This is a genomic window from Saccharothrix texasensis (genome assembly GCF_003752005.1).
GTDB lineage: Bacteria > Actinomycetota > Actinomycetes > Mycobacteriales > Pseudonocardiaceae > Actinosynnema > Actinosynnema texasense.
The window spans coordinates 940,247-954,751 of the sequence record NZ_RJKM01000001.1 but is presented as its reverse complement, the minus strand read 5'-3'; the positions used below and the strand labels follow the sequence as shown (position 1 = coordinate 954,751).

The 14,505-nt window shown below is 73.6% G+C and carries 14 protein-coding genes; 6 read left to right on the top strand and 8 right to left on the bottom strand.

Features of this window, described 5'->3' with window-relative positions:
• Positions 1–78: 78 nt before the first annotated feature.
• Entirely contained in the window at positions 79–1,083 is a 1,005-nt protein-coding gene (locus EDD40_RS03895; RefSeq protein ID WP_148088674.1) for a DDE-type integrase/transposase/recombinase, read from the top strand.
• A 76-nt stretch (positions 1,084–1,159) separates the two neighbouring features.
• The gene (locus EDD40_RS03890; RefSeq protein ID WP_123741684.1) at positions 1,160–1,477 is read left to right on the top strand and encodes a hypothetical protein; all 318 of its coding nucleotides are present in this window, start codon (positions 1,160–1,162) and stop codon (positions 1,475–1,477) included.
• Between the two features lie 392 nt (positions 1,478–1,869).
• Here the strand turns inward: EDD40_RS03890 and EDD40_RS03880 are convergent, their stop codons facing one another.
• The 5 genes from EDD40_RS03880 to EDD40_RS03860 all read right to left on the bottom strand — a co-directional run bounded on the left by EDD40_RS03880 (position 1,870) and on the right by EDD40_RS03860 (position 6,020).
• A complete protein-coding gene (locus EDD40_RS03880; protein WP_123741682.1) occupies positions 1,870–2,907 on the bottom strand; it encodes a medium chain dehydrogenase/reductase family protein in 1,038 nt (345 codons plus the stop codon).
• A gap of 107 nt (positions 2,908–3,014) precedes the next feature.
• A complete protein-coding gene (locus EDD40_RS03875; protein ID WP_123747733.1) occupies positions 3,015–4,064 on the bottom strand; it encodes an ABC transporter ATP-binding protein in 1,050 nt (349 codons plus the stop codon).
• Positions 4,061–4,882: a molybdate ABC transporter permease subunit gene (gene modB / locus EDD40_RS03870; RefSeq protein ID WP_123741681.1), complete on the bottom strand. Its 822-nt coding sequence runs from the start codon at positions 4,880–4,882 to the stop codon at positions 4,061–4,063. Before modB ends, EDD40_RS03875 begins: the two co-directional genes overlap by 4 nt.
• Positions 4,879–5,622, bottom strand: a complete 744-nt coding sequence (modA, locus tag EDD40_RS03865) for a molybdate ABC transporter substrate-binding protein (protein WP_123747732.1) — start codon at positions 5,620–5,622, stop codon at positions 4,879–4,881. The genes modB and modA overlap by 4 nt, the downstream gene beginning before the upstream one ends.
• Entirely contained in the window at positions 5,622–6,020 is a 399-nt protein-coding gene (locus EDD40_RS03860; protein ID WP_123747731.1) for a TOBE domain-containing protein, read from the bottom strand. Before EDD40_RS03860 ends, modA begins: the two co-directional genes overlap by 1 nt.
• A gap of 284 nt (positions 6,021–6,304) precedes the next feature.
• On the opposite strand from EDD40_RS03860, the gene EDD40_RS03855 reads away from it, so the two are divergent.
• Complete coding sequence (locus tag EDD40_RS03855) at positions 6,305–6,553, top strand: hypothetical protein (protein ID WP_148088673.1); 249 nt, start codon at positions 6,305–6,307, stop codon at positions 6,551–6,553.
• Here EDD40_RS03855 and EDD40_RS03850 read toward each other — a convergent pair.
• Positions 6,550–7,473, bottom strand: a complete 924-nt coding sequence (locus EDD40_RS03850) for an NAD-dependent epimerase/dehydratase family protein (RefSeq protein ID WP_123741679.1) — start codon at positions 7,471–7,473, stop codon at positions 6,550–6,552. The genes EDD40_RS03855 and EDD40_RS03850 overlap by 4 nt on opposite strands.
• A gap of 99 nt (positions 7,474–7,572) precedes the next feature.
• Positions 7,573–8,745 (bottom strand): metallophosphoesterase, encoded by a 1,173-nt coding sequence (locus EDD40_RS03845; RefSeq protein WP_123741678.1) that lies wholly within the window; start codon positions 8,743–8,745, stop codon positions 7,573–7,575.
• A 107-nt stretch (positions 8,746–8,852) separates the two neighbouring features.
• On the opposite strand from EDD40_RS03845, the gene EDD40_RS03840 reads away from it, so the two are divergent.
• Together EDD40_RS03840 and EDD40_RS03835 are read left to right on the top strand one after the other, a co-directional pair.
• Positions 8,853–9,047, top strand: a complete 195-nt coding sequence (locus EDD40_RS03840) for a hypothetical protein (RefSeq protein ID WP_123741677.1) — start codon at positions 8,853–8,855, stop codon at positions 9,045–9,047.
• Positions 9,048–9,183: 136 nt separating this feature from the next.
• Positions 9,184–11,328, top strand: coding sequence for a putative bifunctional diguanylate cyclase/phosphodiesterase (locus tag EDD40_RS03835; protein WP_148088672.1), 2,145 nt, complete (start codon positions 9,184–9,186; stop codon positions 11,326–11,328).
• Between the two features lie 179 nt (positions 11,329–11,507).
• Here the strand turns inward: EDD40_RS03835 and EDD40_RS03830 are convergent, their stop codons facing one another.
• Positions 11,508–12,164 carry a thiaminase II/PqqC family protein gene (locus EDD40_RS03830; protein WP_123741675.1) on the bottom strand — a complete coding sequence of 219 codons (657 nt, stop codon included), beginning with the start codon at positions 12,162–12,164 and terminating at the stop codon, positions 11,508–11,510.
• A gap of 279 nt (positions 12,165–12,443) precedes the next feature.
• Between EDD40_RS03830 and EDD40_RS03825 the strand changes: the two genes are divergently transcribed.
• Positions 12,444–14,504, top strand: a complete 2,061-nt coding sequence (locus EDD40_RS03825) for a diguanylate cyclase (RefSeq protein ID WP_123741674.1) — start codon at positions 12,444–12,446, stop codon at positions 14,502–14,504.
• The last annotated feature ends 1 nt before the right edge of the window (position 14,505 follow it).

The following is a 14,505-nucleotide window of genomic DNA, read 5'->3' as shown; positions in this document are numbered from 1 at the left end:
GGACATCATGGGAAAAGCACACGCGCTCTTGGAAGAACTCTCCGGGAGCACGGACGAGGACAGGCCGCCGACGAGGTCTTGACGACTGCCTTCGGCGAGTTGCGTGCCGCTCTGGTCCCGGTGACCACGTCGTGCGCGTTGACCGGCAGGTCCCGGGCCACGCACTACCGCCGCCTCGGGGCGACGGGCCCGGTGCACGGCCCCCGACCGCGCCGTCGTCCGCCGCCGCACGCCCTGGACGCCGCCGAACGCGCCGGGGTGCTGGAGGTGTTGACCAGCCCGGCCTACCGGGACCTGGCGATTCCGCAGGTGTGGGTGCGGGAGCTGGACGAGGGCCGCTACCGGTGCTCGGTGTCGACGATGTACCGGATCGCCCGCGCCGCCGGGCAGGTCCGCGAACGCCGCCGCGTCGCCACCCATCCACCCCGCGCCCGGCCCGAACTGCTCGCCCACGGCCCGAGCCAGGTGTGGTCCTGGGACATCACCGCGCTGAAAGGGCCGGTGAAGGGCGTCTGGTACCGCTGCTACGTCGTGCTGGACATCTTCTCCCGGTACGTCACCGGGTGGCTGGTCGCCGCCGCGGAGGACGCGGTCGTGGCCAGGGACTTCCTCGCCGACGCCGTCGCCCGCAACGGCACCGCGCCGCACACGGTCCACGCCGACCGCGGTGGCGCGATGGTCTCCAAGCCCGTCTCCGGGCTCCTGGTCGACCTCGGCGTGCTCCGCTCCCACTCCCGCCCCCGCGTCTCCAACGACAACCCCTACTCCGAGGCCCAGTTCAAGACGATGAAGTACATGCCCGACTTTCCCGACCGGTTCGGCTCACTGGAGGACGCCCGCGCGTTCTGCGAGGAGTTCTTCCTCGCCTACAACCACGAACACCGACACTCAGGCATCGGCATGCACACCCCCGCGTCCGTCCACTTCGGAACCGCCGATCAGATCCGCGACCAAAGACAGGCCACCCTCGACCGCGCCCACACCCGATATCCGCAACGCTTCGCACACCGACCCCGGCCACCCCGACTGCCCGAGGCAGCCTGGATCAACCAACCCGTCGGGCAACCGCAGCCGACCCCGTAAACACAACCTGTCTCATCTGAATTGACAACTACCGCTCGGCTACGTCGAACACAACACCGGCGACCACCACCAAGCCGTGCGCTACTACAGGCAAGCCCTCGCCCTGCGCCGCAGCCTCGGCAACGACTACGACGCCGCCAGCACCCTCGGGCACCTCGGCTCTCCGCACGCCGCGCTCGGCGAGCACGACCATGCCCGCGCGGCCTGGCGCGAAGCCCTGGTCATGTGCCGGCAGCAAGGCCGCGAGTCGGACGCCGAAGAGGTACTGCGGCAGCTCGACGCCCTCGACCACGCAAGAACACCGACCTCGGCAGGAACACCGCCACCCGCCCATTGCGTCGCTCCCGCTCCTGCCCCCACGACATCGGCCGGATCCTGGGGAAGTCGGGGTTGACCTGTTTCACAACCTGCGCGTGGCCCGCGCCCACGCGGTCCCGGCGCTGTCCACGTGGACAACCGAGCCCACAACACACCGCTGCGCAACCTCCGAGTCCCGGGCGAACACGCTGCTGCTGAGCAAGCAACCGTGGCACGCACTCCAGCACGCCACCATCAACCCCAGCCGCATCGGCACGATCACCAAAACCGCCCTCGTCCCCGACAACGCCGGGCACTGACTTCCCTTGAAAAAACCTCAGTCACCCGTTTGAGTGGCGACGGGAGGGTTATCGGAAAGGCGATCGGGTCGAGCGGAATCCTCCACTCGTCGCCACATTCTTCACCCGCACCCGTGACGGGCGCGATACCCGTGGTGGGCGTTGTCGGGAGCCGTTGCTCCGTCCCAGGTCAGGGGAGGAGGACGACCTTGCCGGTAACCGTGCCGGACTCCGCCAGGCGCACCGCGTCGGCCACCCGCTCCAGCGGCACGCGGGCGGCGATCGCGGGCGTCAGGGAGCCCTCGGCGAGCAGGGCGAACACCGCGCCGAGGTCACGGGCCAGGCGGGCGCGGAACCGGGCCGGGTCGCGCTTGCCCGCCCAGACGTTGAAGAACGTGGCGCGGCGCCCGTCGGGCAGGGCGTTCCACCACAGCAGCCGCACGACCAGCTTCAGCACCGGCAGCCGCGACGAGCCGGGCTCGTCCTTCGTGGACGCGCTGCCGTAGGCGACGAGCCTGCCGCGCCGGGCGAGCAGGCGGTAGGAGTCGACCAGGCCGGGCCCGCCGACGTGGTCGAACACCGCGTCCACGCCGTCGGGCGCCAGGTCCCGGACCTTGCCCGGCACGTCGGCGTCGCGGTAGTCGACCGGGACGGCGCCCAGCGCCCGCACCGCGTCGTGGTGCCGCGCCGAGGCGGTGCCGATCACCCGTGCGCCGGCGAGCACGGCCAGCTGCACGAGCAGCGACCCGACACCGCCGTTGGCGCCCAGCACGAGCACCGTCTGGCCGGCGCGGACCTCGGCGAAGCCGTGCAGCATCTGCCACGCGGTGATCCCGTTGACGACCAGCGCCTCCGCCTCGGCCGCGTCGACGCCCGCCGGGACCGGCACCAGGTCGGCCGCGTCCACCAGCGCGTGGCTGGCCCAGCCGCCGGTCTTGGTCAGCGCCGCGACCCGGCCGCCGACCAGCGTCGCGGCCACCCCGGGGCCGACCTCGGCGACCGTGCCGACCAGGTCGTAGCCGGGCACGAACGGGAACGGGGGCTGGTCGAAGTACTTGCCCTTGCGCATCTGCTTCTCGGCGAAGGAGACCCCGGACGCCTCGACCCGCACCAACGCCAGGCCCGGACCGGGGACCGGGCGCTCGCGGCGGCGCAGCTCCAGGCCGTCGGGCTCGACCGCGCCCGGCAGCACGACTTCCAGGACCTGCTCGGCGGACTGCTGGCTCATCGCTCCTCCAATGTATGAGTGGTCAGTCACTCACAAATGAGTCAACGCGGTCGTGGCCTCCTGTGTCAAGTGGAATCGATAGAAGAGTGGTTGGTCACTCACACTCGTCACGAGGGGTAGACGCGCGTCTCGGTGGCCTTCACGGCGGCCCACAGCTCGTCACCGGGCCGCAGGCGCAGGTCGGCGACGGTCGCGGTGGTCACGTCGGCCAGCACGGGCGGCTCGCCGTCCAGCCGCACGCGCGTGGTGTGGGCGTGCCGCTCGATCCCGGCCACGGTGACGCGCCACGCGTTGCGCGGGCTGCCGGCCGGCCGCGCCGGGTGCAGGCCGACCGCGGTCGGGGGGAACACCACGTGCACCGGCCCGGTCGCCGGCTCCGCCACGGTGAGCGTGCCGCCGGCGTCCAACGACACGGTCGTGCCGTGCGCCGTGCCGCGGTACAGGTTGAGGCCGACCAGGTCGGCGACGTAGTCCGTGCGCGGCCGGCGGGCCACCTCGGCCGGTGCGCCCTCCTGCACGACCTCGCCGTGCTCCAGCACCACCAACCGGTCGGCCAGCACCATCGCGTCCAGCGGGTCGTGCGTGACGAGCAGCGTGTGACCGGGGAAGTCGCGCAGGTGCCTGCCCAGCTCCGCGCGCACGTGCAGCCGCGTGGCGGCGTCCAGCGCGGCCAGCGGCTCGTCCAGCAGCAGCAGGTCCGGGCCGGTGGCCAGGGCGCGGGCCAGCGCGACGCGCTGCGCCTGCCCGCCGGACAGCGTGCGCGGCTTGGCCTTCGCGTGCGCGGCCAGCCCGACGCGGTCCAGCCACCGCGCCGCCTCCGCCCGCGCCGCCGCGCGTCGTACGCCCCGGGCGCGCAGCCCGAACGCGACGTTCTCCACCGCGGACAGGTGCGCGAAGAGCAGGTAGTCCTGGAACACCACGCCGATCGGACGCCGCTCGGCGGGCCGGAACACCTCCGGCGGCACGTCCCACGCCTGCCCGCCGAGCCGGATGTGCCCGCCGCTCAACGGCAGCAGCCCGGCCAGGGCGCGCAGCGCGGTGCTCTTGCCCGCGCCGTTCGGGCCGAGCAGCGCGACCACCTCGCCCGGCTCCACCACCAGCCGCGCGTCCAGCCGGAACGCGCCACGAGCGACCCTCAGGTCGGCGTGCAACGTCATGACGGCCCGCTGACCCACCGGTCGCGCAGGGCGGCCAGCACACCGACGGACACCAGCAGCAGCACCACGCTCAGCACGATCGCCGCGTCCGGATCGGTCTCCAGGGCCAGGTACACGGCCAGCGGCATGGTGGTCGTCTCGCCCGGGAAGTTGCCCGCGAACGTGATGGTGGCCCCGAACTCGCCCAACGCCCGCGCCCAGCACAGCACCGTGCCCGCGACCACCCCCGGCAGGATCGACGGCAACGTCACCCGCCGGAACGCCGTCCAGCGCGACGCGCCCAGCGTCGCGGCGGCCTCCTCGTAGCGCGGGTCGGCCGCGCGCAACGCCCCCTCCACCGAGATGACCAGGAACGGCATCGCCACGAACGCCTCCGCCAGCACCACCCCGGCGGTGGTGAACGGCAGCGAGAGGCCGAACCACGCGTCGAGGTACTGCCCGACGAGCCCGCGCCTGCCGAGCACGAGCAGCAACGCCACCCCGCCCACCACCGGCGGCAGCACCAGCGGCACCGTCACCAACGCCCGCAGCACACCCCGCCCCGGCACGTCGCCGCGCGCCAGCAGCCACGCCAGCGGCACGCCCAGCACCAGGCACACCACCGTCGCCAGGCTCGCGCACACCAACGACAACCGCAGCGCCTCGCCGACCGCCGGGCCGGCCAACCGCGACGGCACCGTGCTCCACGGCGTGCGGGCCAGCAACCCGACCAGCGGGACGAGCAGGAACGCGAGCCCGACCACGGCCGGCAGCACCAGCGCCACCGGCAGCCGGCCCCCGGTCCGGCGGCGGGCGACCCGGCGGCGCGTCGACCTCACGGCGCGTCGAACCCGGCCTCGGCGAGCGCCGCCCGACCCCGGTCGGACCGCACGAAGTCCACGAACGCCCGCGCGCCGGCCGGGTTGCGCGCCTCGGCCAAGGGCGCGATCGGGTAGTCGTTGACCGCCCGGTCGGCCTCCGGGAACCCGATGCCCTCGACCTCCCCGCCGGCCGACCGCACGTCCGTCCGGTACACCAGCGCGGCGTCCACCTCGCCGAGCCGCACCTTGGTCAGCACCGCCTTGACGTCCTGCTCCACCGTGTCCGGCCGCGCCGTCACCCCGGCGGCCTCGAACGCCCGCTTCGCCGCCGCGCCGCACGGCACCTGCTCCGCGCACAACGCGATCTTCGCGTCGGCGTCCGCGAAGTCGGCCAGGCCGGTGACGCCCGCCGGGTTGCCCGCCGGCACCGCGATCGTCAACCGGTTGCGCGCGAACGTGACCGGCGCGGCGGCCGTCCCGCCCGCGTCGGCCACCTTCGCCATGTCGGCGGGCGCCGCCGAGGCGAACACGTCCGCCGGCGCGCCCTGCCCGATCTGCCGCGCCAGCGCCGAGCTGCCGCCGAAGTTGACCACGACCTCCACGCCCGGCCGGGCCGCCTCGAAGTCCTCGGCCAGCCTGGTGAACACCTCGGTCAGCGACGCCGCCGCGAACACCGTGACCCGCTCGTCCGCCGCGCCCCCGGAGGTGCCGCAGCCGGCCACCACCACCAGGAGCGCCGCCAGCGCCGGCGCGCGCATCACGCCTCCGGGATCTCGACCACGACGTGCGTGGACTTGATCGACGCGACCGCCACGGCGCCCACCTCCAGGCCCAGCTCGTCGGCCGAGTCGCGGCTCATCAGCGACACCACCCGGAACGGCCCGGCCTGCAGCTCGACCTGCGCCATGACCCCGTCCTTGACCACGCGCGTGACGATCCCGCGCATCCGGTTGCGCGCCGACGCCGCCACCGTCACCCCCGGCTCCGGCGCCTCGGCCAGGCGCTGGGCGAGCTCGGCCAGCTCGCGGCCGTCGACACCCTTGCGCCCGCTGTCGAGCCGCACCGCGGTCAAGCGGCCCTGGTCGATCCACCGGCGCACGCTGTCGTCGCTCACCCCGAGCAGGGCGGCCGCGTCGCTGATCCGCAGATTCGGCACGTCGGGCAGTGTAACTCCGCACCCGCGGAGTCCGGTGACCTCCGTGCCGCAGCCGAGCGCGCCGGCCGGGCCACCGGCCACGCCGCCGCGGATCCCGAGGGTCCGCCACACCCGCGGCCCTGCAGCCGGCATGATCATCCCGGCCGTGCCCGCACGGTCGTCGAACGCGCCGAACGGCCGGCACCCCGGCCGCGGACAACGCGCTGCGTGACCGCCCGGCTGACAGCCGGGCGAACCACGTCGCGTAAGTTCACCCGGGGAGGCGCTTGACTGGGAGGGCGTAGATGGCGAGTTCCGGAGGACGGCGGCATTTCGGGCGGGTGGACCCGTTCTGCCTGTTCATGGTCCTGCCGCTGGTGCTGATCGCGGGGATCCTCATCTGGGGTGGCCTGGCCTGGGTCGGCGTCGTCGTCATCGTCTGCGCGGCCGTCGTCGTGCTCGTCGACTCGTGGACCAACCGCCCGCTCCCGTTCGACGTGCCCGAGGACGACTACGACTACGCCCCGCCGGAACCCCGCCGCCGCGCCCACTAGGCGCGCGCACCGGTCCGGGGGAACGTCTCGGCGACCGCGGCGTCCACCGACACCGGCCGGACCGGCGTGACGAACAGCTCCCGCAACAGCAACGCGCCCGCGTGCGCCGGGTCCAACCCGGACTGCTTGCCCGTCAGCCGCTGCGCGAGCCCGCCCAGCCGCAACGCCACCCGCACCACCGCGCCCGGCAGGCGGCGCACCGGGCGCGGATGACCGGCGGCCGCCGCGATGCGGCCGATCATGTCCGGCCACGTCAGGTTCTCGGCCGCCACGGGGATGTCCTCACCGGACGCCCGCTCCAGCGCGTCGACGGCGATGTCGGCCACGTGCGCGGCGGTCGTCGCGGCGCTGCCGCCGGGCGGCGCCAGCAGCGGCGACCGCGACCGGACCCACTTGTCCAACGGGCCCGACCAGTTCGGCAGCCGGTCGCCGGCCCGCCCGAACACGAACGGCAGCTCCAGCACCGCCACCGGCAGCCCGGGCCCGGCCGCCGCCCGACCCGCCCGCGCCTGCTCGACCCGGCTGCGGATGTACGGGTGGCGTCCGGCCAGGTCCCACTCGGGGTGCAGCCGGTGGAAGTGCGTGTAGTACGACCCGAGCACCACGGCCCGGCTCAGCCCCTCCTCGCGCGCGGCGGTGAGCAGCCGCACGACCGGCGCGACGTTGCCCCGGTGGAACACCGGGTACGCGGGCCGGCGCGGCACCTCCCGGTCGTCCGCGCCGGCCGCGAACACCACGCCGTCGTGACCCGCGAGCAACGCCCGGAACTCCGCCTCGGTGGCCGTCGTCGCGTCGAGGGTGTGGGCCACGCCGTCCCGCGCGGTCCGCGCCACCGACGTCACGTCGTGCCTCCGCTCCCGCAACCGCTCGACGACGTGCCGCCCGACCAACCCGCTCGCACCCACCACCAGAACCTTCACGGGCAGATCATGCCCGCCCGGCCGCGCCCGGGCGCAACCGCGCCGCGCGGTGCGCCGGCAGGGAGGGGTTCCCGCACGCCCCGGCTCACCGAGCGTCAATCACGCGGAACGCAGTGTGAGCAAGGAGATCTCGCTCGGCGCGAAGACGCGCAGCGGCGGACCCCAGAAACCCGCGCCACGACTCGTGTACAGCCGCGTGCGCTCCCCGTGGCGGCTCAACCCCGCCAGCACCGGCTGCTGCAACCCCACCAGCAGGTGGAACGGCCAGATCTGGCCGCCGTGCGTGTGCCCGGACAGCTGGAGGTCCACGCCCGCCGCCACCGCCTTGGGGATCTCGCTGGGCTGGTGGGCCAGCAGCACCACCGGGTCGTCGGCGCGCGTGCCCGCGAGGGCGGCCTCGAGGTCCGCGCCGTGCCCGGTCTCGCCCGAGTGCGCGCCGGTGACGTCGTCCACGCCCGCGAACACCAACCGCGCGTCGCCGCGTTCGAGGACCCGGTGCTGGTTGTGCAGGCTCGTCCAGCCCAGCTCGGCCATGTGGTCCAGCCACGCCTGGGCGTTGCTGATGTACTCGTGGTTGCCCGACACGTAGAACAGGTGCCGCGCGCGGACGTCGCCGAGCGCGGCGGCCTGGCCGCGGCGTTGCGCCACCGTGCCGTCCGCGATGTCGCCGACGTGCACGACGACGTCCGGGTCCAGCGCGTTGACCGCCGCCACCGTGCCGACGGACCACTTCGTGCGGTCGATCGCGCCGTAGTGGGTGTCCGCGAGCACCGCGACGGTGAGGCCGTCGAACGCCTTGTCGAGCCGGGGGAGCGGCACCTCGGTCCGCTTCACCCGCGGCACGCGGCGCGCCTCGCGGATGCCGTACCCCACCAGCGCCAGGCCGACGACGAGCAGGGTGAGCGCGACGACCCGCGCCCGCAACGGGTTCTCCACGCCCGCCACCGCCAGCACGATCCGCAGGACGTGCGTGATCACCGTCCAGGAGAAGAACACCCACGCGACGCCCAGCATCAGGTGCGCGACCCGGGACGCCCGGTCGGAGTGCCGGCGGCCGTGCGCGCGGACCAGCAGCAGCGGGAACGCCACCGACGTGACGACGAAGAACGCCGTGCCGACCGCCTGCACCGGCCACGGCCACCGCGCGCCCGGCGGGAGCAGACCGGTCCAGGGCACCCAGAACAGCAGCGCGGTCAGCGTGAGGAGCACCGCCGTGAAGGTGACGCGCCGCCGCGCGGACGGGCGGGGCGGCGCGGTCGTCGTGCTCGACATCGGCTCTCCTCGACGGGCTTTACGAACCAGCGGGCTCTTATCGACGGTAGTCCGCCGTGCCGCCGGTGTCCAAGTTTGACGACGGGGTGCGCGGAAACCCCGGTCGCATGGCTGACGATCACGAACACGAGAGCCGCTCGGCGGAGGACTTCCGGGTCGAGACGCCGGAGGAGGACGCGCGCCTGGCCGCCTCGCGGCGCACGATCGACGAGGCCAAGGCGGTCGCCGCCGACCTCGCCGAGACCACCCCGGACCCGCTGCCGGACAGCGAGCCGCCGCACGGGTCGACCCCCGGATCCTGACCGGCGGGGCCCGGCCGGGCGGGGTCCATAGTGGACTCACCCGAATGGCGGTTGAGAACGCGAACACCGGTATGGATAGTTCGATCTTCCGCGGGGGTGTCCAGTCGATCGCCGCTTGACTTGGGGGTAACGGGGCGTGGCTCGTCCAAGCCGCACCGTGGTGGACGACGCGCTCTCGTCACCCGGCCAACCCGCGCTGCGCCGGATCCGGCGGCTCACCGAGGCCTACGCCTGGCTCAGCTCCGTCGCCTTCGCGGTCCAGCTGCTCGTCATGGGCGTCGGGCCGGGCCGTTTCGTGCTCTTCGCGCTGGTGCCGCTCGTGCTCCTGTCGTGGCTGCTGCGGCCGATGAGGGACAGCTGGCTGATCGCGCTGGTCGAGTGCGCGGTCGTGCACGGCGCGATGTTCGTGCTGCCCACCCCGCAGCCCGCCCTCGGTTTCGTGTTCGCGGTGACCGTGCAGCGCGCGCTCCGCGGCACCGACCACGAGCGGTTCCCGCTGCGGGCGATGCCCGCGCTGCTCGGGTTCCTGACCGGCTTCACGGTGTGGCTCTCGGTCACCCCGGTCGCGGTGACCGGCCCGATGGTCGCCTCGGTGGTGATGCCGTTGGTGGGCCTGGCCGTCGTCGCGACCGCGCTGCACGAGACGGCGCGCTCGGCGCGGCTCGTGCAGGACGCGCACCGCACCGTCGAGACCGTGGTGCGGGCCAGCCCGGTCGGGCTCGTGCTGGTCGACGCCGAGGGCGCGCCCCTGCTGCACAACGACCGGGCCCGCGAGCTGCTCGCGTGGTCCGAGGACGCGCCCGGCCGGGTGCCGTGCCCGCACGGCCCGGACATCACCGCCTGCGCGCGCGGCTGCCGCGCGGCCGAGGACGCGGTGGAGGTCCGGGTGACCCGGGCGGACGGCTCGACCGGCGTGCTCGCGGTGCAGGCGGTGCCGGTCGAGCACGTCTCCGAACCGCACACCCTGGTCACCGCGCTGGACGTGAGCAAGCGCCGCGAGCTGGAAGACCAGCTGCGCACCCGGGCCGAGCGCGACGAGCTGACCGGGCTCGCCGGGCGCACGCACTTCCTGCACCTGGTGGACGCGGCGCTGCCCGCCGGTGAGACGGTCGGCCTGCTGGTGATCGACCTCGACGGGTTCAAGGAGGTCAACGACGCCGAGGGGCACGAAGCGGGCGACTGGTACCTGGTGTCGGCGGCCGAGCGGATCGGCCGGGCCGTCGGACCCGTCGCCACCGCCGCGCGGCTCGGCGGCGACGAGTTCGCGGTCCTCGCGCCCGGCCACGACGTGCGTGACGCGGCACGGCTGGCGACCCGCATCCTGTCCGAGCTGGCCCGGCCGCTGACCGGCTTGGGGCACGACACGGTGATCCGGGCCAGCGTCGGCGTCGCCGTGTCGTCACCGGGGGTCGGGACGGCGGACCTGCTGCGCGACGCGGACACCGCGATGTACGTGGCCAAGCGCGAAGGCGGCGGGCGGATCCGGCTGTTCCGCCCCGAGATGGGCGAACGGGTGCTGGCCCGGCAGCGCGACAAGGCCGACCTGCGCACCGCCGTGTCCGACGGGCAGCTGGTGCTGCACTACCAGCCGATCGTGGACCTGGCGACGTCGGAGGCGGCGGGCGCGGAGGCGCTGGTGAGGTGGCAGCGGCCGGGGCACGGGCTGCTCGGGCCCGGCGAGTTCATCGGGCTGGCGGAGGAGACCGGGCTGATCGTGCCGCTGGGCAACAAGGTGCTGGCCGGCGCGTGCGAGCAGGCGATGAGGTGGCGTGAGCAGGGGCGCTCGCTCGGGGTGACGGTGAACGTGTCGACCAGGCAGCTGTCCGCGCCCGCGTTCCTGCCGTCGTTGGACCGGGTGCTGAAGACCACGGGCCTGCCGCCGGAACGGCTGACGATCGAGGTGACCGAGTCGGTGTGGGCCGACGGCGCCGCGATGCGCGGGCTGATGGAGGTGCGCGAGACCGGCGTGAGGGTCGCGCTGGACGACTTCGGCACCGGCTACTCGTCGCTCAGCTACCTGCAGCGCTACCCGTTCGACGTGGTGAAGATCGACCGGTCGTTCACCAACGCCCTCGCCGAGACCGGCCGCACCGCCGGCGTCGTGCGCTGCATCATCGACCTGGCGGAGGTCCTGGGCGCCCACACCGTCGCCGAGGGCATCGAGACGCAGGCCCAGGCGGACTGGCTGCGCAACGCCGGCTGCGCCTACGCCCAGGGCTACCTCTTCGGCCGCCCCGACCTGGCCGAGAACTGGGACGCCCAACCCTCCGTCCCCCACTGAACCCGAGAGTCCAACGTCCACGGCGCGAGAGTCCAACGTCCACGGCGCGAGAGTCCGACGTCCACGCACCCCGAGTTGAACGCTCGGCGATGCGTGAACGTAGAACTCAGTGGTCGTGAACGTTGGACTCTCGCGCCGTGGAGGGAGGACTCACGCGGGGTGGGGGTGGGACTCTCGGGTCAGGGGAGGTCGGCGAGCGTGTTCCAGAACATCAGCTCGTAGGAGTGCAGGAGGCGGGCGGCGGGCATCGCGCCGGCCGGGGACCAGCCGGTGGCCAGGACGTCGTCCAGCGCGCGCAGGCCCAGCGCGTCCAGCTCCGGCGCGGGCTCGGCGAAGAAGTCGAAGAACGCGCACCCCGCGTCGTCGAAACCGTAGTGCTCACGCAGCGCGGCGGCGATCGTCGCGCAATAGCCACCCCATTCCGCGAAGTTCGCCAGAATCGCCAGGAGCGCATCGTGAGGATTGCCGTCCAACGCCAGCCTGGCCACGTACGACGGATATGCCTGACACCCCGGCAACGGTCGGTACGCGGCCACGTCATCCGGGCCCAGCCCGGTCGCGGCGGCGAAATCGGCCAGTTTGGCCAACGCCAGTCCCTCGCCTCCCGCGACCGTCGCGAAGAACTCGCGCTGCGCGGGCAGGGGAGACTGCGCGGCCAACGTGAGGAACGCTCGCCAGTCGCTCTGCACGATGCGGTGCTCTTCCGCCGCCAACGCCTTCAACGTGCCGAGCGGCGCCTCGCCGGACGCGATCAACGGCACCAGCCGGTTCGTCCCGCCCTCGCCCCGCAGTTCCGCCCGCACCCGCTCCAGCAGGTCTTTCGCGTCCTTCGCCATCGTTTCCCCTCGTCCGGGCACCGCACGTCACCGACGACGGCGGCATGACCATTAGGCACTCTATAGAGCCCTCCCGCACCGCCCGGACGGGCATGTCGTCGGTTCTGTGGATGAAGACTCGGCAACGGGAGTTGACGTGGAGTCCCCTTAGCCGATCTCATAGCCCCGCCTTGTCGAACGTCAGCGTTGCCTCAGTGGGGAGTGCCGGGATTGCGCGTCGCCGGAGCGAAGTCGGTCGAAAGCCGCGAAATCCCGATCGGAAAACAGCATCAGCTGTGGATGGTCTACCTCGCTTTCGGCCTGTTATCGGTCGGGGTCTACTACGCGCTGCCGATCTTCGTCGGCACGGTTCCGCTGCGGGTGGTCGTCTACTGCGCGGTCAGCTCGTCCGCCGCGCTGGCCGTGTGGTGGGGCGTGCGGCGCAACCGGCCCGAACCACGCGCGCCGTGGCTCGTGCTCGGCCTGAGCCAACTCGTGTACGCCTTGGCGGACACCACCTTCTACATGTCGCACTACGTGCTCGGCGACCCCAGCTACCCGGCCGTCGCCGACGCCTTCTACCTCGGCCACTACCCGCTCGTCGTGGTCGGCCTGCTCATGCTGATCCGGCAGCGCCGCTCCGACCGCGACCTGCCCGGCCTGCTCGACGCGGTCTCGCTCACCGTCGTCGCCGGCCTGCTGTCGTGGGTCTTCGTGATCGGCCCCCAGACCCGCCTCGGCACGCCGCTGCTGGTCGAGATGGTGTCGCTGGCCTACCCGCTCATGGACCTGGTGCTGCTGCTGGTCTCCCTGCGGCTGCTGTTCGGCGGCGGCCGGCGTGACGCGTCGTTCGTGCTGCTGGCCCTGTGGCTGGTCGCGATCCTCACCGCCGACACCGCGTACGTGTTGCAGCGCCTCGACCTCAGCTACGCGGCGGGCAACTTCCTCGACGCGATCTGGCTGACCGGCAACCTGGCCCTCGGCGCGTGCGCCCTGCACCCGTCGATGGGCCGGATGGCGCAGGCCGTCGACGTGCCCGCGCTGCGGCTGAGCTGGCCGCGGCTGGCGATCCTGTCCGGTGCCGCGCTGATCGGGCCCGCGCTGCTGCTCGTGCAGCACGCGCACGGCGTGCGCCGGGACGTGCCGGTGATCGCGGCCGGCTGCGCGGTGCTGTTCGCCCTGACCGCCACCCGGTTGGCGGGCCTCGCGGTCGACCAGCGCAGCCTCGCCATCACCGACAGCCTCACCCGGCTGCGCAGCCGCCGCTACTTCGAGGCGCGCCTCGCCGACGACGTGTCCCGGGCCAGGCGCACCGGGTCGCCGCTCGGCGTGGTGATCCTCGACGTCGACCGGTTCAAGTCGATCAACGACCGGTTCGGTCACCCGGCCGGGGACCGGGTGCTGGTCGAGGTGGCCAACCGGCTGCGCGCGATCGCGGGCGAGGGCCGGGTGCTCGCCCGGTACGGCGGCGAGGAGTTCGCGCTGATCGCGACCGGTGCGGACGCCGAGAACCTCACCCGCCTCGCGGAACGGTTGCGGCACGGCGTCTCCCACCATCCGATCGCCGTGAGCGGTCGTAGATCGGTGACGGTTACGCTCTCCGCCGGCACCGCCGCGTTCGCGCCGCACTACGGCAACGCGTCCGCACTGGTGTCGGCGGCTGACCGCGCGTTGTACCTGGCCAAGGACCTCGGCCGGGACCGGGCGGTCGCCGGTGGCACATCGCTCACCGAGCACCGGGAGGACGTCGCGGTGGACTACCTGAACCAGGTCGCGGACCTGGTCGACCTGCGCGTGGCCAGTCCCGGGCGCAGCCTGGCCATCGCCGAGTGGGCGCGGACCGTCGCCGAGAACCTCAAGCGGGACCCGGCCGAGGTCCACACCGCGCACCGCGCGGGACGGCTGCTCGACGTCGGCATGATCGTGCTGCCCGACGACCTGCTCACCGAGTCCGGCCCGCTCACCGACCAGCAGTGGCACCTGCTGCACGAGCACCCCGACAGCGGCGCCCGCATGGTCGGCGTGCTGCCCGACCACGGCGAGGTGGCCGAGGTCATCCGCCAGCACCACGAGCGGTGGGACGGCGCCGGCTACCCCAACGGCCTGGCCCGCGACCGCATCCGGGTCGAGGCGCGGATCCTGTCCGTGTGCGACGCGTGGGCGGCGATGCGCGCCGACCGGCCGCACCGGCGCGCGTTGACCCACGAGCAGGCCGTGCGCGAGCTGCGCTCCGGCCGCGGCGCCCGGTTCGACCCGGACCTGGTCGACGTGTTCCTGGCGCTGCTGGAGCAGGGCGCGGTCGGCGACCTGGCCGCCGGACCCGGCTCGGCGACGTCCCGCGAGGACAGCCGCCTATCCTGAC